The sequence below is a fragment of the Streptomyces sp. NPDC040410 genome, from assembly GCF_055595715.1.
Window position 1 is genome coordinate 83,920 of the sequence record NZ_JBVIVK010000016.1, and the last position, 19,976, is coordinate 103,895.

20 protein-coding genes and 1 pseudogene are annotated in these 19,976 nt (G+C 69.5%); 18 read left to right on the forward strand and 3 right to left on the reverse strand.

Annotated elements, in window-relative coordinates; all coding sequences use genetic code 11:
* Window positions 1-169: 169 nt before the first annotated feature.
* The 6 genes from ACZ562_RS28230 to ACZ562_RS28255 all read left to right on the forward strand — a co-directional run bounded on the left by ACZ562_RS28230 (window position 170) and on the right by ACZ562_RS28255 (window position 4,655).
* Window positions 170-1,555 carry a sensor histidine kinase gene (locus ACZ562_RS28230; protein ID WP_471184816.1) on the forward strand — a complete coding sequence of 462 codons (1,386 nt, stop codon included), beginning with the start codon at window positions 170-172 and terminating at the stop codon, window positions 1,553-1,555.
* Between the two features lie 32 nt (window positions 1,556-1,587).
* Window positions 1,588-2,514, forward strand: a complete 927-nt coding sequence (locus tag ACZ562_RS28235) for a response regulator (RefSeq protein ID WP_471184612.1) — start codon at window positions 1,588-1,590, stop codon at window positions 2,512-2,514.
* Between the two features lie 108 nt (window positions 2,515-2,622).
* Entirely contained in the window at window positions 2,623-2,820 is a 198-nt protein-coding gene (locus ACZ562_RS28240) for a Flp family type IVb pilin (RefSeq protein WP_471184615.1), read from the forward strand.
* The gene (locus ACZ562_RS28245) at window positions 2,820-3,416 is read left to right on the forward strand and encodes a pilus assembly protein TadG-related protein (protein WP_471184617.1); all 597 of its coding nucleotides are present in this window, start codon (window positions 2,820-2,822) and stop codon (window positions 3,414-3,416) included. The genes ACZ562_RS28240 and ACZ562_RS28245 overlap by 1 nt, the downstream gene beginning before the upstream one ends.
* Window positions 3,417-3,450: 34 nt before the next feature.
* Window positions 3,451-4,032: a hypothetical protein gene (locus ACZ562_RS28250; RefSeq protein ID WP_471184620.1), complete on the forward strand. Its 582-nt coding sequence runs from the start codon at window positions 3,451-3,453 to the stop codon at window positions 4,030-4,032.
* 8 nt (window positions 4,033-4,040) lie between these two features.
* Window positions 4,041-4,655 (forward strand): OmpA family protein, encoded by a 615-nt coding sequence (locus tag ACZ562_RS28255; RefSeq protein WP_471184622.1) that lies wholly within the window; start codon window positions 4,041-4,043, stop codon window positions 4,653-4,655.
* 45 nt (window positions 4,656-4,700) lie between these two features.
* Here the strand turns inward: ACZ562_RS28255 and ACZ562_RS28260 are convergent, their stop codons facing one another.
* Entirely contained in the window at window positions 4,701-5,066 is a 366-nt protein-coding gene (locus ACZ562_RS28260) for a DUF192 domain-containing protein (protein WP_471184625.1), read from the reverse strand.
* A 273-nt stretch (window positions 5,067-5,339) separates the two neighbouring features.
* Here ACZ562_RS28260 and ACZ562_RS28265 point away from each other — a divergent pair, with 273 nt between their 5' ends.
* The 3 genes from ACZ562_RS28265 to ACZ562_RS28275 all read left to right on the forward strand — a co-directional run bounded on the left by ACZ562_RS28265 (window position 5,340) and on the right by ACZ562_RS28275 (window position 8,087).
* Window positions 5,340-5,999 carry a hypothetical protein gene (locus ACZ562_RS28265; protein ID WP_471184626.1) on the forward strand — a complete coding sequence of 220 codons (660 nt, stop codon included), beginning with the start codon at window positions 5,340-5,342 and terminating at the stop codon, window positions 5,997-5,999.
* A complete protein-coding gene (locus tag ACZ562_RS28270) occupies window positions 5,987-7,021 on the forward strand; it encodes a hypothetical protein (protein WP_471184629.1) in 1,035 nt (344 codons plus the stop codon). The genes ACZ562_RS28265 and ACZ562_RS28270 overlap by 13 nt, the downstream gene beginning before the upstream one ends.
* Before the next feature lie 190 nt (window positions 7,022-7,211).
* Window positions 7,212-8,087, forward strand: a complete 876-nt coding sequence (locus tag ACZ562_RS28275) for an LLM class flavin-dependent oxidoreductase (protein WP_471184631.1) — start codon at window positions 7,212-7,214, stop codon at window positions 8,085-8,087.
* A 163-nt stretch (window positions 8,088-8,250) separates the two neighbouring features.
* On the opposite strand, the gene ACZ562_RS28280 is transcribed toward ACZ562_RS28275, so the two are convergent.
* Window positions 8,251-9,402 carry a winged helix DNA-binding domain-containing protein gene (locus ACZ562_RS28280; RefSeq protein ID WP_471184634.1) on the reverse strand — a complete coding sequence of 384 codons (1,152 nt, stop codon included), beginning with the start codon at window positions 9,400-9,402 and terminating at the stop codon, window positions 8,251-8,253.
* A gap of 726 nt (window positions 9,403-10,128) precedes the next feature.
* Here ACZ562_RS28280 and ACZ562_RS28285 point away from each other — a divergent pair.
* The 9 genes and pseudogenes from ACZ562_RS28285 to ACZ562_RS28325 all read left to right on the forward strand — a co-directional run bounded on the left by ACZ562_RS28285 (window position 10,129) and on the right by ACZ562_RS28325 (window position 17,604).
* Window positions 10,129-10,269, forward strand: a complete 141-nt coding sequence (locus ACZ562_RS28285; RefSeq protein ID WP_471184636.1) for a hypothetical protein — start codon at window positions 10,129-10,131, stop codon at window positions 10,267-10,269.
* A 150-nt stretch (window positions 10,270-10,419) separates the two neighbouring features.
* Window positions 10,420-11,193, forward strand: a complete 774-nt coding sequence (locus tag ACZ562_RS28290) for an isoprenyl transferase (RefSeq protein WP_471184639.1) — start codon at window positions 10,420-10,422, stop codon at window positions 11,191-11,193.
* A 318-nt stretch (window positions 11,194-11,511) separates the two neighbouring features.
* Complete coding sequence (locus ACZ562_RS28295) at window positions 11,512-12,837, forward strand: PhoH family protein (RefSeq protein ID WP_471184641.1); 1,326 nt, start codon at window positions 11,512-11,514, stop codon at window positions 12,835-12,837.
* A 399-nt stretch (window positions 12,838-13,236) separates the two neighbouring features.
* Window positions 13,237-13,953 (forward strand): aggregation-promoting factor C-terminal-like domain-containing protein, encoded by a 717-nt coding sequence (locus ACZ562_RS28300; RefSeq protein WP_471184643.1) that lies wholly within the window; start codon window positions 13,237-13,239, stop codon window positions 13,951-13,953.
* Between the two features lie 136 nt (window positions 13,954-14,089).
* Window positions 14,090-15,409: an AI-2E family transporter gene (locus ACZ562_RS28305; protein WP_471184646.1), complete on the forward strand. Its 1,320-nt coding sequence runs from the start codon at window positions 14,090-14,092 to the stop codon at window positions 15,407-15,409.
* Between the two features lie 5 nt (window positions 15,410-15,414).
* A pseudogene (locus tag ACZ562_RS28310) lies at window positions 15,415-15,661 on the forward strand (hydrogen peroxide-inducible genes activator); the annotation flags it as partial.
* Window positions 15,662-15,843: 182 nt separating this feature from the next.
* The gene (locus ACZ562_RS28315; RefSeq protein ID WP_471184648.1) at window positions 15,844-16,728 is read left to right on the forward strand and encodes a MarR family transcriptional regulator; all 885 of its coding nucleotides are present in this window, start codon (window positions 15,844-15,846) and stop codon (window positions 16,726-16,728) included.
* A 56-nt stretch (window positions 16,729-16,784) separates the two neighbouring features.
* Complete coding sequence (locus tag ACZ562_RS28320; protein WP_471184649.1) at window positions 16,785-17,171, forward strand: roadblock/LC7 domain-containing protein; 387 nt, start codon at window positions 16,785-16,787, stop codon at window positions 17,169-17,171.
* A gap of 4 nt (window positions 17,172-17,175) precedes the next feature.
* Window positions 17,176-17,604, forward strand: coding sequence for a hypothetical protein (locus ACZ562_RS28325; protein WP_471184652.1), 429 nt, complete (start codon window positions 17,176-17,178; stop codon window positions 17,602-17,604).
* A 46-nt stretch (window positions 17,605-17,650) separates the two neighbouring features.
* On the opposite strand, the gene ACZ562_RS28330 is transcribed toward ACZ562_RS28325, so the two are convergent.
* The gene (locus ACZ562_RS28330; protein ID WP_471184654.1) at window positions 17,651-19,951 is read right to left on the reverse strand and encodes an ABC transporter permease; all 2,301 of its coding nucleotides are present in this window, start codon (window positions 19,949-19,951) and stop codon (window positions 17,651-17,653) included.
* Between the last annotated feature and the right edge of the window lie 25 nt (window positions 19,952-19,976).

The window sequence follows — 19,976 nt, forward strand, 5'->3', positions numbered from 1 at the left end:
GAAGGCGGACGGGCTGAAGGCGGACGGGCTGAAGGCGGACGGGCTGAAGGCGGACGGGCTGAAGGCGGACGGGCTGAAGGCGGACGGGCTGAAGGCGGACGGGCTGAAGGCGCCGGGGGAGCGGACGGCGAAGGCCGCCCCGCCGCCGGCGCGGCCGGCCGGCCGCTGGATGGCCGTGGACGGGCTGACAGCCGCCGACGGTGCTCAACCCCCACCGGGGCCACCCGCACCCGACGACGATTGCCGCACACGTGCTGCGGGTGGAGACGCAAACCCGGCCGCCGAAGGCCGGGTCCCCCTGAGCCCACCCGCACCCGCCCGCGCTCCCGGACGCACCCCCATCCCCCTCCAGATCAATGCCCTACAGGCAATGTGCCGCCAGGTCTTCGGCTTCCGTCTCGCCATGATCGCCGTAGCCGCCCCCGCCGCCCTCCTCAACGCCGCCCCCGGCCTCGGCACCCGCCTGGTCAGCGCAGCCGTAATCGTCACCTTCATGGCCTCGTACGCCCTCTTCAGGGACTGGGAACGCTTCGGCCCCCTGCTCCTCCGCCACCCCACCCTCCTCGCCGTGGACACCCTCTTCGGCTCCCTGCTCCTGATCTCCGCAGGCCCGGACACGACCCTCGCGTACGTCAGCGTCTGCACGCCCCTGCTCGCGGGCATCGTCTACAGCTGGCGAGGCGCCGCCGTCTTCGCCTCGCTCCAGTCGCTGATCCTCCTCCTCGTCCACGCGACCTTGGAGGACCAGAACTCCGGCCTCGCCGAGTCCCTCCTCCTCCCGGGCCTGTGTGTCATCACCGGTGCCGTCGGCTCGACCCTGCGCAACCTCATGCTCCGCTTCGGCGAAGCCACGCAGGCCTTGACCGCCGTGCAGGCCCGGCTCGCCGTCACGGAGGCGGTCAGCGCCGAACGCGCCCGCCTGGCACGCGAGATGCACGACTCCGTCGCCAAGACACTGCATGGCGTGGCGCTGGCCGCGGCCGGCCTGGCCGCCTCGGCGGGCGCCGACCGGATCGACCCGACCGTGGTGAGGGAACAGGCCGAACTGGTGGCCCGCTCGGCCCGGCGAGCCGCCGCGGAGTCCCGCGAACTCCTGACCGACCTGCGCCGCGAGTCGGACCCGGCTCACACCACCGACGTACTGAAGGAACTGGCAGCCCGCACCCGGGACTTCGCCACCCGAACCGGGCTCCCGGCCACGTACACCCCCACTGGCCAGCGGACGGCAGGCCCCCCGGTCCCGCCCGCAGTGGCCCGCAACCTCCTCACCATCACCACCGAGGCGATGGAGAACGCCCACCGCCACGCGCACGCCACCCGAGTCGACGTCAGCGCGGGCGTCCACGGCGACCTGCTCCGCATCAGCGTGTACGACGACGGACGCGGCCTGCCCCCGGACACAACGCTCGAACAGCTGCGCAGGACAGGTCACTTCGGCCTCGTCGGGATGGTCGAACGGGCAGCGTCGGCAGGAGCCCACATCCGGATGGGCCGCGGAGACCACCCCCGGGGTACGGAGATCCGCCTGGACCTCCCGCTGGCGGCCCTGAAATGAGCACACCCCACGACCCGAGAGGAGGCCGCCAGATGCACCAGGTGACGCACCACCCCACTCCGCCCCCCGCCCTGCCGTCGGCCGCACCCCCCACCCCCCTACGGGTCGTGGTGGCCGACGACAACCCGGTCGTCCGGGCGGGTCTCACGGCCCTCCTCTCCAGCCGCCCGGACATCACGGTCGTTGCGGAGGCAGCGGACGGACGCGAGGCCTGTGAGGCGGCCCACCAGCACGCCCCTGACGTAATCCTCCTGGACGTGCGCATGCCGGGCGTGGACGGCATCTCGGCGCTCCCGCACCTGGTGCGCATAGCCCCGGTCGTGATGCTCACGTACAGCGGCGAGCCGGAGACGGTCGAGGAGGCCCTGCGCAGAGGGGCCGGCGGCTACCTGGTCCACGGAGAGTTCACCGTGGACCAACTGGTCACGGCCGTACGGGACGTCAAGCAGGGCCGCGCCCACTTCACCCCCACGGCGGCGGACGCCCTGCTGACTCGACTCCGCCGGACCCCGAGCGGCCCCCCGCTACCCGATGACCTGGGAGCACCAGATGCGACTGCATACGAACAACCAGCCGAACGCCCTTCTCGCTCCTCCCCCCAACAGCCACCCTCACCAGCGCAATTAAGCCGTCCACCCGTCCTCGCCTCACCCGTTCCTCCGCAAAACCTTTCGCAAATGCAACCAGATGTGGGACAGTCGTCGTCTGGGTGGACAAGTGGCCGTCCGGCCACTCCCGACACGTCGTTGTTCCAACTGAGCGCGAGGGAGGCGGAGATCATGGACCACATCGCATCGGGCATGAACAACCAGCAGATCGCCGCCACCTGCTTCATCAGCGAGAAGACGGTCAAGAACCACATCAACCGCATCTTCGCCAAACTCCACAGCGCCAGCCGCGCGGAAGCCGCCGCCAAGTGGCTCGGCACGGCCCCGACGCCACGCCGAGGCCGGGCATGACCCCCGATTGGGCCCGGAATTGGGCCCTGGGACCCTCTGCCGAACCGGAGGATCCGGCGTACGTTTCCCAGGCTGCAGAGACTTGCCGGCCCCCCGGAGGGAAACACGATGAGCAACTGGATCAACGCCACGGTCACTTACCTCCAGTCCCGCACCGCCCGCAACGACAAGGGCCAGACCGCGGTGGAGTACCTGGGCATCATCGCGGTGGTGGTGGCGATCGTGCTGGCGATCACGGGGACGGACATCGGGCAGACGATCTTCGACGCGATCACGACCAAGATCGCCGAGGTCACTGGCGGCTGATGCGGCGCCGCAGGTGCGGCGACGCAGGGCAGGCCTTCCCCATCTACATCACGGTGGTGGCGGGTCTGCTCTTTCTCGCGTTCGCATACCTTGCGGTCGGCCAGGCCGCCGCGAATCGCAACGGGGCTCAGACGGCGGCCGATGCGGGCGCGCTCGCGGCCGCGCAGGAAACTCGTGAGCAGCTTGCAGACGAATGGGTGAAGAACGTACTCCATCCGGCAAAGTGGCAGGATCTCCTCGACGGTGACGGGGCCATACTCGACGGGTGCTGGCGTGCAACCCAGTTGGCGGCGCAGAACGAAGCCCGAGTTGAAGGCTGTACGGGGCAGCCGCGGCCTCTGGGCTACACGGTCGACGTCGAGACCGAGGAGGCCGTCGGCGAGTCCATCGTCCCCGGCACGGAGGACACGCACTCGGCCGCCTCCGCCACAGCCGTGATCGAATCGCTCTGCACGTTCGAGCTCCCAGGAGAGGATTCCGGGGACGACGTACTGCCGGAGCTCACCTGCAAGGACCGGGACTGGGAACTGGATCCCGACGACCTCACCGATCTCCCGGAGCCCGAGGACCTCTTCGACGTCCATCTGGCCGACTGACAAGCGAACGACGAGGGATGAAGGAAGCAGAGTGATGAGCATTCGGTTCACTGCGAAGGCCCGCAGGGCGATGGTCACGTTGACGGTCGCGGTCGGGCTGGCCCTCGGTGTGGCCGGCTGCGGTGGTGGGGGAGACGACGACAAGAAGCCGGAGAGTTCGGCGTCCGCGTCCAAGGGGAGCGGATCTCGGCCGAGTGTTCAGGAGGGCCAGTCGGAAGCGCCTCTGGCCGAGTTGAAGGGTCCCGACGGACTCGTCCTCCAGATCACCTCCGCCGAGCGGGATTCCGGCGGATTCGTCACAGTGAACGGAAGCCTGAAGAACGACGGCGCCAAGGGCGTCGCGATTCCCGCTGCGTTGAGTGGCAACGAGACCGAGATCATCAGGAACGGCAGGTCACTCGGCGGCGCCACGCTCGTGGATTCGAAGGGCAAAAAGCGGTACTACGTGCTGCGCGACACGGATGGCCGCCCCCTGACAACCACAGGGTTCTCGACGGTGAAGGCTGGTGAGACCGTTGCCGTCTTCATGCAGTTCCCCGCGCCCCCTGCCGACATCGCAGAGGTCACCTTCCAACTGCCGTCATTCGCCGCCGCCCCCATCCGGATCTCAGGATGAGGCCACCAATGACCCACACGCGCCTCACCCTGATCCTCACCACAACCTCGTTTCTCCTCGCCGGCGCAACCCTTGCCCACGCCGACGACACCCCCAGCGTCCCCCCGGGCACCGAAGCGACCGCCTCGGCCCCCGTCGAGGTTGACGGCAACGACCCCGACCTGAAGCTCCCCGAAGGCGCAACCCTCGCCGAGCCCAAGGTCCTCGACATCAAGCAGGTCGTGGAAGAGCAGAGCGGCGACGAACGCAGGGAGGACACCAACGCGGACGTGAAGTTCGCCCTTCAGGCCGAGGTGCTGTTCAGCAAGGACAGCGCCAGACTCAGCGCCGAGTCGAAGGCACGCATCGCCGCGATCGCAGAGGAGATCAACGCCCAGAACGCGACGAGGATCCGTGTCTTCGGCTTCACGGACAACCTCGGCTCCTCCGCCCACGGGGACGTTCTGTCCAAGCAGCGCGCCAACGCCGTACAGGACGTCCTGGACCGGGAACTGAACAACCCAGACCTCACCTTCGAGGTACGCGGCTACGGCGAGCAGTACCCGATCTCCTCCAACGCCACGGAGGCCGGCCGCAAGAAGAACCGAAGGGTGGAGGTGTCCTTTCCCCGTACGGCGACATGACCGGACCGAACCGGCCGCCAGGACTGGCGGTCGGACCTCCCTTCGCTACTCCGCGACGACCTCCACACGCACCCCGACCCGCACTCCCCAGCTCGCCATCACCCCGGCCTCCGCTTCCAGCACATGCCGAGAACGAAGACGGGGCAGGCCCAGGCGGCCCGGTTTCATGGTGTGCACCGCGATGACCTTGAGGTTGCGGTCGAGGTAGGCGACGTCGATGGGCATACGCATGCGGAAGGTGTGCACGCTGCCGGCGGGGGAGAGCAGGATCGCCCCTTCGACGGAGTCACGCCCCAACAACCCCTTGGTGCGGGCCCGGTACGAGGCGGCGATCTCCAACGGAACGGAAACACCCACCCGCTCCCCCTGAACGACCAACTTGCCGCTACCGTCACGCCAGCGCCGGCCCATGGTCAGGCCACCTCCTAGTCGGCCATGTTGCACCCCCATCCGTGTGACTGGCGGTGGCTCCTTTGCTTGTTCATAAGTGGAACGACCTGCTCAGCGCGGAGCGTGGGCGGCAGACCGCCGAGTTACTCAACCGTTACGGTCCAACCGGCCCGTCGAACGGCCCATTTGGCCTCATACGCCCCGCCGGTCGACAGGCTCGACCCTGGTGTGACTCCATGCCGGTGGATAGCGTTGGTTCGCTCAAGAGAACCCTCGCCTCACCAGGAGCCGACCGTGAACCCCCGCCCCACCGTACTCGCAGCGATCGCGCTGACCGCCGCTGCGGCCTTGTCGCTGTCCGCGTGCGGAAGCGATGACAGCTCCAAGGACAAGGACAACGACAAGATCGCGGGAGCCGATACGGGAAGCGGCGAGTCGACGTCGCCGACCGCGTCGGCCTCGGCAACAGCCGACCGGCCGAAGATCGAGCTGCCGTCAGACGTCACGTACAAGTTCGAATGGACGAAGAGCGGCGACGCGGACAAGGACGCCGTGCTCAGCGATGCCGAACAGCGCATCAAGGCCGTGGACATGGCCATCGCCGAGCAGGACCCGCTTCATGCGGCCTACCGCTTCTACTCCGAGGGCACGGCCGCCGCCGGCAGCCAGAAGTACATCCAGGAGTATGTCGACCACAAGGCACGCACGACTGGTCTGACCCGCTACTACAACGAGAGCGTGACCGTCAACGGTGACGGCACCGCTGCCCTCGTGTACTGCGAGGACCAGAGCAAGGCGTTCAACAAGTTCCTGAAGACCGGCAAGACGGACGTCACGCCGGTGACGAAGGACAGCTACGTCATCTACGCCGGCACCCTACGCAAGAACAAGTACGGCGTCTGGGTCACCGAGCGTCTGGAATCGCAGAGGGGGAGCGCAAAGTGCCAGCCTTGAGCCGGCCAAACCACCTGGTCCTCGCCTCAGGACTCGCAGCCCTGATCCTGGCTGCTGCCGGGCCCGCATATGCCGAGAAGGGATTCGACGGCGGCACGGACGGTCAGACGGAACAGCGGGCCGACGCCGACGGAGCCGGCAACGTCTCGGTGACCGTCGGAGGCGTCGTCTTCGACCGTTCGAAGAACGGCAGCGGCAACTCCGCGGGCGCGCTCACGTCGAGCACGTCGTGGACGCCGCCTCCCTGTTGGTATGCCCCGAAGTACACCCCCGAACAGCTGCAGAAGTACCTGGAGCCGATCTGGGAGGCCGACTCGACGGGCTACCAGTGGGATGCCGAGCAGCGGAAGAAGTACCTCAACAAGGAAGACCCCAAGAAGGACTTCAACAAAAACAAGACCGGCAAGGGCTTCTGGTGGGGCTCGTACGCCGACAAGAGCTACCCCCCGGGCTGGGACTCCTGTGACGAGGACTACTTCTGGGTGGACACGGGCGACGCCCCGCCCGCCGACATCGAGAACGCCGTCACCCCGGAGGTCCTCGCCGAACTCGCGTACGCCGAGATCCGCGTCCCGGGCACCGAGGTCACCCTGGCTCCAGCGGAAACGACCAAGGTCAACCTCCCGACCTGGGCGTGGCTCGACGGTGCCGAGTTCAAGCCGGTCTCGGTCACCGCATCGGTACCCGAGATAGGTATCGAGGCCACCGCAACGGCGGAGCCAGTCTCTCTGAAGATCGAGCCGGGTACCGCGGACGCCGAGACCTACCCGGCCTCCGGAGTCTGCCAAATCGACAACGGCCGCATCGGCGAGCCGTACGCCAAGGGCAAGGCCGACAAAACCCCGCCCTGCGGCGTGAGGTACCTGCGTTCCTCCGGCGACGGCTCGTATCCGCTCAAGGCCACGGTCACCTGGAAGATCCAGTGGACCGGCACCGGCGGCGCCGGCGGCGACCTTCCCGACGGCAACTTCGGTGCCACGCAGGACGTCGTCGTACAGGAGATCCAGGCCGTCAACCGCTGACCGCTCGCGAGGGCTGCCGACAAGTGCCCGCTCCACTGGAGGGGCGGGCACTTGTCGCAGCAGCAGAGCCAGAACGGCTGGAGTCGCTCACTCGTAGACGGCGATGAGCCGGCGCGCTTCATGAAGCTGCTGAACAAGTGCGACGAGTAAGGCTGTTGGCTGTGGCGATCGGCACGGGTAGGAAGTCCCCATGACCGGACTCGGCGCTGTGTTCCGCCCACAACTTCCCCCCGAGCGGCTGCGGGACGTCGCCCGCCTCGCCGACGAGACCGGGCTTGGAGAGCTCTGGCTGTGGGAGGACTGTTTCCGTGAAGGCGGGGTCTCCGCCGCTGCCGCCGCCCTCGCCTGGACCGAGCGCACGACGATCGGAGTCGGGCTGTTGCCCGTGCCGTTGCGGAACGTCGCCATCACCGCGATGGAGGCGGCCACGCTCCACCGGATGTTCCCGGGGCGTGCCGTCCTCGGCGTCGGGCACGGGGTGCAGGACTGGATGGGGCAGGTCGGGGCGCGGGCGGAGTCGCCGGTGACGTTGCTGCGGGAGCATCTCGTCGCGCTGCGTGCCCTGTTGCGCGGGGAGCGGGTCACGACGGCCGGACGGTACGTGAAGCTGGACGACGTCGCTCTCGACTGGCCGCCGCAGGGGCCTGTCGAGGTGCTGGCCGGTGCCACCGGGCCGCGCTCGCTGCGGCTGGCCGGTGAGGCCGCAGACGGGACCGTGCTCACGGCATCCACCTCGCCCGACGGCGTACGCCGGGCCCGTCGGCTCATCGACGCGGGGCGGGAGGCGGGCGGCCGTACCGGCGATCCCCACAGGGTGGTCGTCTATCTCCTCGCCGCCACCGGGCCCCACGCCGCCGCCCGGCTGCGCGCCGAGCTGGTCGCCGAGGGCCTGGGCCAGGTCCCCGGCCTCGGGGTCGCCGGTGACGCAGGCGCCGTCGCGAAGGCGGTCCAGCGGCTGGCGGACGCCGGTGCCGACACCGTGATCCTCCAGCCCACCGGCGACGAGCCCGACCCTGAGGGCTTTGTGCGCTTCACGGCCGAGGAAGTCCGGCCCCTGGTGCCGTGACATGACCGGCGACGCAGGAGGGGACGCGAGGCGTGCGGGCCGTGTCTTTCCGATCACCCAAGGGCCGCGGGGCCTGCCACGCACCTACGCGGCGCACCAGGCCCCGCTCACCGGCACTGTCAGACGACGTGTCCCGGAGTCGGGCTGATCCAGATGATTCGCCTCACGCGTGCGGCCCGGCCGTGACCTTCCCGATCACTAACTCCGGTCTCGCCTCCAGTACTTCGCCCAACCGTTCGACCTGCTCACCCAACTCCCGCTCCTGCCGCGCCGTCAGGCGGCTCAGCGGCTCCACCGTGACGGTCGTACGGCGTCCTTGGCGGCGCTGGTGCCAGACCCCGGCCACCACGCCGTCGACCAGCAGCACCGGGTGGTTGCCGGCCTGTCCGCCGGCCAGGGCCCGTTGCCATGCGTCGCCGGGGAACAGCAGTTCGCGAGGTTGCGCGGCGATGGCGTACGCGTCGAAGTAGGGCAGCAGTCGCACACCGCGGAAAGGAACGTCCGGGAAGCCGGTGTCGTCTGCCGTCACCCAGGCAGGCCCGTCCGCGAAGCCGACCTTCTCGATCTCGCCTGCGGCGGCGAGCGTCCCGAACAGCTCTGCGGCCCAACCCGCGGGAGCGGCCAGCCACTTGGCGAAGTGCTGCGGCGTCGCCGGTCCGTAGGCGCCCAGATAGCGGCGTACGAACGTGCGCAGCGCCTCGGCCGGTGGCAGCGGTTCGAAGTGCGGCGGGCGGGTGTACGTCACCTTGCGGCCCCGGTTCGGGCCGAAGCACAGCGCGCCCGCCTGGCCGGCCCGGTGCATCACCTGCCGCCACCGCGGCCACAGGTCCTGGAAGGCCGGCATCACCCGGTCGCCGGCCCAGTCGCCGGTGCGGGCGACGATCTCCTCGCCCAGCTCGTCGACGGTCAGACACACACCGTCGAGCGCGTCGCCGATCGCCGCCACGATCTGCTCGGCCTGCTTCTCGGTGAGGCGGGCGTCGGGCGGGAAGGGGCTCGCGCCGGCTGGGACCGCGGTCAGCACGGCGCACCACAGCGACAGCTCGTGGGCGGCGAGAAGATGCACGGTCCCGCGCGGGCCGTGTGTCTTCACCAGTGAGCGCTCGTCCCACAGTGCGGTGCGTACGTCCGCCCGCGTCACCCCGGCGGTCCGCACCCCCACCGACATCTCGGCCGCGGACATCACCTGTGCATGTGCGCCGAGTATCGCGGCCGTCACCTCGGCGACCGGTGTACCGGCCGGGGACGGTGTGGTCAGGAACTGCCGCTGGAGCCGCCGTGCGCTCGCCTCTTCCCAAGTGATCCTCACGGTCATGGGGCGACGCTAGGCCGGAATGAGGTCATCTGATGTCCTCTTTCCCGGCCTCTTCCCCATCGCACATGTAGCAAATGGGTGTTTTTCGCCCATGAGGGGTGGATCGCCTTCTGTTCCCTGGTGAGACGTCTGTGTTTTCCACATTGTTATCCCGGTAGGTCGCGTCAGGCCTCATGTGTCACGTAAGTTCAGACCAAGGCAATTCGCGTGAGCAAAGCTGCGCGGGCGGTACCGCGCAGTGGAGGGGGCTGCGCGGTGCCATGTCCTGCTGCGGGGCGTGTCGGGGCGTCAAGCGGGCGTTCGCGGCCCTGGTCACCCGAGGGAAGTAGGCCGGGAACGAGTCGCCGAGCGGGCCCCAGAGGGGGATCAAGGCCTCCAGGTCACTCCTCATTCCGCCCGATCCCACTGGGATCCGCCGCGATTCGGCCATGAAATCACCCGGAATGGGGCCTCGTGTGGGCACCGGCGCGTCGCCGTCCGACTTCGGAGAGTAGTTGTGACGCGCCGATGCGCGCAGCATCCCTTACAAAGGGTTATGGTGGAAACCCCCCCTCGGGCCGGTCCGTATCCCCCCCACGGACCGGCCCGTTTTTTCTTGTGCCGGGCCCGGACCCGGGCTCTCTCCGGTAGATCAGGCCCTGGAGCCCGGTGGATCAGGTCCTGGAGTCCGGCCCATGCCGAACGAGCATTCGACTCAGTCCGCCCCGTCCGGTTCCTGCGGCCCTCGTGGTCTTCGTGGTGGCGGGCCTCGGGCTGCTGCTCGCCTGCATCGTGGCCGCCGCGGCCGTCCTGCTCAGCCAGGGCACGGCGGGACTCTGGTTCAAGCGGCCGCGCGTTCCCGGCGCACCCCACCGGCCGTCCTCCTGACATCCGTTGGCGGTGAGTCCGCGTCACAGGGGTAGGCTTCGCCTCCGGGGACAGCCATACGGAGCCCCCGGACCGCCATACGGACAGGGACCGCTCCCGGCCGCACCGGGGCCGCGCCTGTCCGATCCGTACGGAGGGGCTGACAATCACGTGAACCTGCGCGACAAGCTGCGCGGCCTGCTGGTCAGGCTGTACGCACGCCGGGTGGAAGGCCACCTGGACCACGCTCAGGTGCCCAAGCACATCGGCGTCATCATGGACGGCAACAGGCGCTGGGCGAAGGCCGCGGGCTCCACCACCGTGCACGGTCACCGGGCCGGGGCGGAGAAGATCGAGGAGTTCCTCGGCTGGTGCTCCGAGACGGACGTCGAGGTCGTGACCCTCTGGCTGCTGTCGACGGACAACTTCGACCGGCCCCAGGACGAGCTCGGCCCGCTCCTCGGGATCATCGAGGACGTCGTACGGACCCTCGCCGCGGACGGCCGTTGGCGTGTGCACCACGTCGGCACCCCCGACCTGCTGCCCCCTCCGATGCAGACCGCGCTCAAGGAGGCGGAGGAGGCCACCGCCCACGTCGACGGGATAGTGGTCAACGTCGCCATCGGCTACGGCGGCCGCCAGGAGATCGCCGACGCGGTGCGTTCCATGATCCTGGACGCCGCCGACAAGGGCGCCTCGATGGAGGACCTCGCCGAGGCCGTCGACGTCGACATGATCGGCCGCCACCTCTACACCGGCGCCCAGCCCGACCCCGACCTCGTGATCCGCACCAGCGGCGAACAGCGTCTGTCCGGATTCATGCTGTGGCAGACGGCCCACTCGGAGTACTACTTCTGCGAGGTCTTCTGGCCGGCCTTCCGCAAGGTCGACTTCCTGCGCGCCCTGCGCGACTACGCGGCTCGCCACCGCCGTTACGGCGGCTGAGGCTCGAGGAGCCTCGTGATTACCCCGTTTGGGGCGGAAGTAACAAGGAGTTCACCGGGGCGCCGTCATATGCCCTGGCATGGCCGAGCGTGTTCGAGGGCATAAGCCAAGCAGGTCGACGCCCGAACCACGGGTGTCGGATCTCAGCGGACGGCACGGGGCCGTCCGCCCGGGAGGCCCTTTGCACCAGCCCTACCGTGCGGTCCCAGCACGGACGAAGAAGCGGAGGGCCGGTTTTCGGCCCGTGCAGGGCGGCCGACGACCGGTCCAGCTCCACTCCGTCGCTCCCCGACCTCATCCGAGGGGGTACGTCCTTCCGTGGTGACCAGCACAAAGCGCCACAAGCCAGACCGGCGCACCTATGTTCTCGACACCAGCGTCCTGCTGGCCGACCCGAACGCCCTGAACCGCTTCGACGAGCACGAGGTCGTGCTCCCCATCGTCGTGGTGACGGAACTGGAGGCCAAGCGGCACCATCCCGAGCTCGGCTACTTCGCCCGGCAGGCGTTGCGTCTGCTCGACGAGTTCCGGGTCCGGCACGGCCGTCTCGACGCCCCCATTCCGATCGGGGACCTCGGCGGAACCGTACGTGTCGAGCTCAACCACTCGGACCCCAGCGTGCTGCCCACCGGCTACCGCCTGGGGGACAACGACTCCCGCATCCTCGCGGTCGCCCGCAACCTGCAGGCCGAGGGGTTCGACGTCACCGTCGTGTCGAAGGACCTGCCGCTCAGGATCAAGGCGTCCTCCGTGGGGCTCCTCGCCGAGGAGTACCGCGCCGAGCTCGCCATCACGGACTCCTCCGGCTGGACCGGAATGTCCGAACTGACACTGGGCGGCGAACAGGTGGACATCCTCTTCGAGGAGGGGCACGCCCATGTGCCCGAGGTCGCCGACCTCCCGGTGCACACGGGTCTGACGATCCAGTCCGAGCGGGGCAAGGCGCTGGGGCGGGTCACGCCCGAGGGCAACGTCCGTCTGGTGCGCGGCGACCGTGAGGCGTTCGGCATCAAGGGCAGGAGCGCGGAGCAGCGCATCGCGCTGGACCTCCTCCTCGACCCGGACGTCGGCATCGTGTCGATGGGCGGCCGGGCCGGCACCGGCAAGTCGGCGCTCGCGCTCTGCGCCGGTCTGGAGGCGGTCCTGGAGCGCCGTCAGCACCAGAAGGTGATGGTCTTCCGGCCGCTGTACGCAGTGGGCGGGCAGGAGCTCGGCTATCTGCCGGGCTCCGAGGCCGAGAAGATGAGCCCCTGGGCGCAGGCGGTGTTCGACACGCTGTCGGCGGTCACCAGCCGTGAGGTCATCGAGGAGGTCACCGCGCGGGGCATGCTGGAGGTCCTGCCGCTCACCCATATCCGCGGCCGCTCGCTCCATGACGCGTTCGTGATCGTGGACGAGGCCCAGTCGCTGGAACGGAACGTACTTCTGACCGTACTGTCCCGAATCGGTGCGAATTCGCGGGTCGTTCTGACCCATGATGTAGCGCAAAGGGATAATCTGCGGGTCGGCCGGTACGACGGTGTCGTCGCCGTGGTCGAGAAGCTGAAGGGTCATCCGCTCTTCGCACACGTCACACTGACGCGGTCCGAGAGGTCACAGATTGCAGCCCTTGTGACCGAAATGCTGGAAGACGGGCAGGTCTGAGAGCCACGGCCCATTTAGGGTCGGTTACGTGGTAGTTGGCGCCGTCCGGCAAAGGCCAAAAGCCTAGCCGGGCGGCGTCCGCGTGCGCGGCGGTTTCTTGAAATCCCCTGGGCCAAACGGCATGTGAGCTTTCACACTCAACGCAGAATTGCCTTGCGCGTCCGGTTGCGGCAGAGTCTCACTCCTGTCAGGCCCCGCATACGACACACCTGTACCCCCAGCGGTACGGCACCACAGAAACACCACAGCCAACTCCATAGCGTCGTCGTATGCCGCCCGAGCACCACGCGGCGCCTCCCTCGGGGAGTTGCCCACCGGGCCCGTGCCTCCCGTGACCGCGCAGTGGGGAGGCCAGCGTCAGGGGCACGATTGCGTCCGCCAGGGTCACCGAAGCGGGCGATGCTGGAAGGAAACCGTGTGAGCCGGATTTCGGTCCGGGGATTCGCAGTGGCTTCGGCCACGGCGGTCACCGCTGTCGGTAGCGTCGTCGGAGTTGCCTCGGGCAGCACCGCGCAGCCCAACGACGCCGAGGCGACGGCAGCCGACGCGACGCTCCTCGCGGACATACCCGCGGGCCAGCAGGTCCAGGTGCAGACCGCGTCCCTGACGCAGCAGGCCAATGTCCAGGCCATCGCTGCGGACGCGAGCGCCAAGAAGGACGCTGAGGAGGCGGCCCGCAAGGCGGCCGCCCAGAGCGCGATCGAGAAGAAGGAAGCCGCCGACAAGGCTGCCGAGAAGGCGGCCGAGGAAGCCAAGGAGCGCGCCGAGGCGAAGACCGAGGCGGCCAGCCGCAGCTCCGCCGACTTCCCCGTCCAGACCTCCTACACCGTCGCGCAGATCCAGGCGATGGCGCGGCAGATGGTGGCGAGCGACCAGTTCCAGTGCTTCAGCAACATCGTGGACCACGAGTCCAGCTGGAACTACCAGGCGGTCAACGCCTCCTCCGGTGCCTACGGTCTCTTCCAGGCTCTGCCCGCCTCCAAGATGGAGTCCGCCGGCTCCGACTGGCGGACCAACCCGGCCACCCAGATCAAGTGGGGCCTCAACTACATGGACAGCCGTTACGGCAGCCCCTGTGACGCGTGGGCGTTCTGGCAGGCCCACAACTGGTACTGAGACTCCCGGCTCCGGCCTCGCTCTCAACCTCGCGCAGCCCCTCCCCGTCCTAGGGGGAGGGGCTTTCGCCCTGTACGGTCGGACGCGACGACTCCAGGGGGGAGTGGTGGGGATCGAAGGGGGAAGAGGACGGATCATGTCGCGAGTGCCAGTGTGGCTCGGTCGGCTCGGCGCCGGACTGACCGAGATGGGTGAGCGGTTGGACGAGCGTCGCGCCGAGGTGGCGCGGGAGGACGCCGACGCCGAACCGGCGGCGCCCGCTGAACACGTCCAAACACTGCCCGATCCCCCGCCCGTGGTGGCAGCGCGCCCGGACCCCGCTCAGGCCGTGCCGTGGGGGGTGCGGGTCGCGGCCGAGGCCGGCTGGCGGCTGCTCGTGCTGGCGGGCACGGTCTGGGTGCTGATGCGCGTCATCAGCGCCGTACAACTGGTGGTCCTCGCTTTCGTGAGCGCGCTGCTGATCACGGCGCTGCTCCAGCCGGCGGTGGCGCGGCTCAGACGGCTCGGCTTCCCGCGCGGCCTGGCCACGGCGTTGACAGCGGTCCTCGGCTTCGTCGTCATGGGGCTGATCGGGTGGTTCGTGACCTGGCAGGTCATGGAGAACATCGACAACCTCTCCGACCAAATCCAGGACGGCATCGACGAGTTGCGCAAGTGGCTGCTGAACAGCCCCTTCCACGTCACGGACAAACAGATCAACGAGATCGCCAAGAACCTGCGCGAGGCGATCGGCTCGAACACGGACGCGATCACATCGGCGGGCCTGGAAGGCGTCACGGTCGTGGTCGAGGCCCTGACGGGCATCCTCCTGACGATGTTCTCGACCCTCTTCCTCCTCTACGACGGCCGGCGCATCTGGGAGTGGACGCTGAAGCTGGTGCCCGCGGCGGCTCGGCCGGGCGTCGCGGGCGCGGGCCCGCGCGCGTGGCGCACCCTGACGGCGTACGTCCGCGGCACGGTGATAGTGGCGCTGATCGACGCGATCTTCATCGGCCTGGGCATCTACTTCCTCGACGTCCCGATGGCCGTCCCCCTGGCGGTGTTCATCTTCCTGTTCGCCTTCATCCCGCTCGTGGGTGCCGTTGTCTCCGGCGCGCTGGCGGTGGTCGTGGCCCTGGTCACCCAGGGTGTCTTCACGGCGGTGATGACGCTGGCGGTCGTCCTGGCGGTCCAGCAGATCGAGGGCCACATCCTCCAGCCGTTCATCCTCGGCCGGGCCGTCCGCGTTCATCCGCTGGCGGTGGTCCTTTCGGTTGCGGCGGGCGGCCTGGTCGCCGGGATCGGCGGCGCGATCGTCGCCGTGCCGCTGGTCGCCGTGACCAACACGGTCGTGGGCTATCTGCGGGCGTACTCCCAGGAACCGGCCCTGAGGCACTCGCCCAAACCCAGGGGTGCCACGGTGGCGGACGCGGCCCCGGTGGCGGCTCCGCCGCCGGCGGACACACCTCCGGCGTAGAACAGCGAACGCTCGTCCAGCTCGTCGCCGGCGGCCGCGGGTGACCTGCTCCCGCGCGCCGCCCTCAAGGTCGGGACGACCCGCAACGACCGGGTCCTCACCGGCTGCTTCACCGACCCCGCCCCCGCCCGGCGCATCGCCCTCGCCGTGCGCACCGGCGCGGCGCGCAGCGCGGAGTACGGGGAACTGGCCGCCGCACCGCGCGAGGCGCCGCGCCCGCTGCCCGTACGGGTGCTCGACGAGGGAACCTGAAAACCATCACTACCAATCGTTCAAATGAGCACCGAACACAGCTCTTTGCACGGCTGGATATTTCAACTTCCGCCAGGTGAAGCCAGGTAGGAAGACGCCGCCCGGAATATGCGCCCGGACTGATACACATTCCTCCCTCAGCGTTACGCGTCAGGCGTATGTGCGACAGGTCAAGGGGAGTGATGTCGGACCTTCAAGATCCCCTCGACCGGTTCGGTCACGACTTGCTCGCGTCGGCTCTGATCGCATGCGCACGCGAGGAGTTCACCGGGGAACTGCGGGTGGCCGGGACGCCCGGCGGCACCTTCCAACTGCGCGGCGGGCTCGTCGTCGCGGTCGAGAGCCCCGGCGCGCCGGGCCCGGAGGCGCTGCTGCTGCGCTCCGGCCGGGTCAGCGGCGAGGAGTGGGCCGGTCTGGTGCGGGAGGCCGGCGGTGCGCGCTGGCCGGCGGCCGGGCTGATCACACACGGGTACGCGGGGGCGGCGCAGCTCAGGGTCGTCTGCGTGATGGCACTGCACGACGCGGTCTTCGCGATCGTCGCGGGCCGGGTGGACAACTGCGAACGCGCCCTCGCGGCCGAGCCGTTCGCGCAGGTAGCCGTGGGCGAACCGCCCGTCAGACTGCTGCAGGACGCGGCCCGCAAGCTGTTGGCGATCACCAGACTGCCCCGCCCCGTACGCCCGGACCGTGAACGCCCCCGCCCCGTCGCGGTGCCAGCCGGCCCGCTCACCGCGCTCCGACGCGAGCTGCTCGCCCACACCGACGGCCGCCGCACCGCCCGGGACCTCGCCTTCCGCACCGGACGGGGGGTCTACACCGTCACCGTCGAGATCGCCCGGATGCTCGGCGAGGGGCTCCTGGAGTGCGACGGAACACCCCCGCCGATCCCGGTGCGGCCCATCCCCGACGGTGAGGGCGTGCGCCACCGCAAGCCGGACCCTCCCGAACACCCCCCACCGCCGCCACCCCCGATACCGGCCGCCCTGCCCCGCCGGAAGCCCGGCGGCTTCTTCCGGCTGCGGAACGGATCCCGAAACGAAGAAAGCGACATGAGCAATCCGACATGAGCAATCCGACATGAACGAGCCGAACAGATGTGAACAGAAGAAGGGGAGTTGATTGCATGGACCACAAAGCCCTGGCACTGGAAATGCGCGGCCTGCGTGAACAGGTCACCGGAATCACCGACACCGCGGTGGCGGCCGCAGACGGGCTGCTGATCGCCGCCGACACCGCCGACTCCATCGACCCGGAGGGCCTCGCCGCCCTCGCCGCGGCAGGCCTCGGCCTCGCCCGCCGTACCGCCGACGCGACCTCGCGCGGCACCCTGCGCCGGGCGGTGACGTACGGCAGCCACGGCTGTGCCGCCTTCTACTCGGTCGGCGACACCGCCCTGATGGTCGTGCTCGGCGACGAGGGAATGGACGTGGACCGCCTGCACACGGCTACCCAGCCGGCCCTGGACCGCATCGGCGCGATCCTCACCGAGAAGGCCACGGAAGGAGTGTGAAGGGATGGCGACGAAGCGAATGTCCCCCGGTTTCTCCGATCAGGTGATGGGCCTGGTCAAGTCCCTGCGTACCGACGCCCCCGATTGTGTCGCCTCGGGCGCGGTCGACATGTCCACCGGCATGCTGCTGTCGTACGAGACGGTCGACAACCATCCGCCCGAGGTCCTGGACCTGCTGGCGGGAGCGACCCTCGACCTGTTCCAGGGCCGTACGGTCGTGATGATCGAGGACGTCTTCAAGGAGCGCCGCGGGATCAGCAGTGACAACCACTTCTTCCAGGAGATCCTGGTCAACAGCGAGAACCTCACCCACTTGTTCGTGCGCATGAACGAGCAGCAGGACGTGGTCGCCGTGGTCGTCTGCCGCAAGTCGGTGAACGTGGGCATGCTGTTCGCCCAGGTACGGCGGGTGGTGCGGGAGTACAGCCTCTGAGCGTGCGGCGGCCCCTCCCCGTGACGGGGGAGGGGCCGGCGGCTCACTACTCGGTGCGCAGACCGTCCGGCCGCATCAGCCTGAGCAGGGGCGGCATGCTGAGCAGGGTCACCACCAGTACGACCGTGGCGCCGATGCCGGTCATCGTCAGCACGCTCCACCAGTCGACGGTCACCGCGGTGTCCGTCATCTTCAGCAGCACCGTGCCCAGCGTCAGGCCGACCGCCGAGGCCAGCGCCAGGCCGAGCGTGATCGGCACCGCCGTCTGCCACAGCACCGACAGGCTCAGCGTGCGGCGCCGGGTGCCGAAGGCCACCAGGGACGACAGCAGCTTCTTGCGCTCGCGCAGCTGTTCCAGCTGGGAGACGAGCAGGCTCGCCCCGATGAGGACCAGTACACAGGTGGCGCCGACGAACAGCCCGGTGCGGATGGACCGGAACTGCTGGGACTGCTCACTGGCCGCCATGTTGAACACCTGCGACAGCGGGTCGACCCGGGCGGCGGTGTTGCGCGCGTTGTCGCGGGCGTCCGGCACCGACGGGTCGAGCGAGACGAACACCTTCTGCTCCAGGCCGGCCGTCGCGGAAGTGGGCAGTGCGCCGGGGGTGATGAGGAGTCCCTCCCGGATGTTGCCGACGGGGTCCTCGCGGGGCGCCGCGGACCTCAGTCCCCCGGGTACCCTCCAGGCCGCCCCGGAGTGCCCCTGGTCGTCGTACGACGGGTGGAAGTACAGCGTGCGGCCGGCCTGGGCCGCCTTCCTGGTGTCGCCGTCGTACGCACTGCCGAGGACGCGGTAGATCTCGCCGTCCCGGCAGGACTTCAGGGTCGCCACCTCGCGCAGTTGCGCGCAGCTGCCGACGGTCACTTCGAGCATGATCTCCGGGTTCTTCGCCCGGTCCCCGACCATGGTCGTCGCGACGGCCTTCGCACTGCGCACGCCCTTGGTCCGTGCGAACTTCCGGCCGACGTCCTCCAGGGGCAGCTCCCCGCGCAGGTCGACCATCATCTGGGCCCGGCTGAGGTCGTTCTCCGTGTCCTTGGTGTAAGCGCTCTCGACCCCCGCGAACAGCATCTGCAGGGCGATCGCTCCCGCCACCGCGACGGCGATGCCGTTGACCATGCGGGCGGCTGCGCCGCTGCTCAGCTGCAGCCTGCGGATGGCCAGTTGCCAGGACACCGAGCCGGAGTTCAGCCGGGCCACCACGGCCTCGACGATCCACGGCAGCAGAGCGGTGACGCCGAAGAGCAGCAGCACGGTGCCGCCGATCACCATCCACTGGTTGAAGTCGCCATCGGCGTTGCCCTGTCCGACCATCGGATACAGCAGTCCCAGGCCGGCCACCGGCAGCAGCAGCCGCCACCACAGCCGGCGCCGCGGGGGCCTGGCCGTGCGGACCACGCCGAGCGGTTCGATGACGACTCCGCGCAACGCGAGCAGCGTCACGAGGACGGCCGCGGCCGGCACGGCGACGGCGACGAGCAGGGCGAGCGCGGGCGACGGATTGAGGTCGCCGGGCCAGACGCTGGTCTGGCGCACTTCGAGCAGGCCCGCCAGCTGACGCCCCGCCAGGAAGAACCCGGTGCCGAAGACCAACCCGAGCAGCGCCCCGGAGAGCGCCTCGCCCGCGGCGATGCGCCGGGTCATCCGTCCGTCCGCGCCGACCAGGCGCAGCGCCGCGAGCCGGCGGTCCCGGCGCTCGCCGCCGAAGCGCACGGCGGCCGCGATGAACACGCCGACCGGCATCAGCAGCACGATGAAGACGATGAAGACGAGCAGGAGCAGGACGGGGTCCAGTGACTCGTCGGGTCTGCCGGTGGAGGGCCCGAAGTAGTCGATGCGCTCGACCCAGCCTCCGGCGAGCTGCGTCTCCAGGCCGTCGGCGCCGGCGTAGTAGGCGAGTTCGGAGGGGCCGATCAGCCCGGACGGTGCGATGGTGCCGGTGACGTGGTAGGGCAGGCGCTCGCGCAGCAGCCTGCCGGAGTCCGACTTCAGCAGCTTGTCCAGCGCGGGCGAGACGACCATGTCGCCCGGCGCGGGGAACGTGGCGACCCCCGGCGGCAGCGGCGCCTTCGCTCCCTCGGGCTCCAGCAGCCGGCCGCGTACGTCGTCACTGCGGTACGTCGAGTCGGTGCGGGCGATGATGAGCGTGTCGGCGGCCTTCGGTATGGCCTCGCCCGAGTACGTGAAGTCGTCACGGGCCTCTCCGCGGTGGTTGCGCGCGGTGAGCGCGCTCGGCAGTGCGGTGGTGAGCAACAGCAGTGCCACCCCGAGCCCGACCCCGACGGCCGTCAACAGGACCCGGACCCAGCCCTCGCGGCCGCCGGTGAACGCGAACTTGGCGCCCATGCCCAGGTCCTGGAACCTCCCCCAC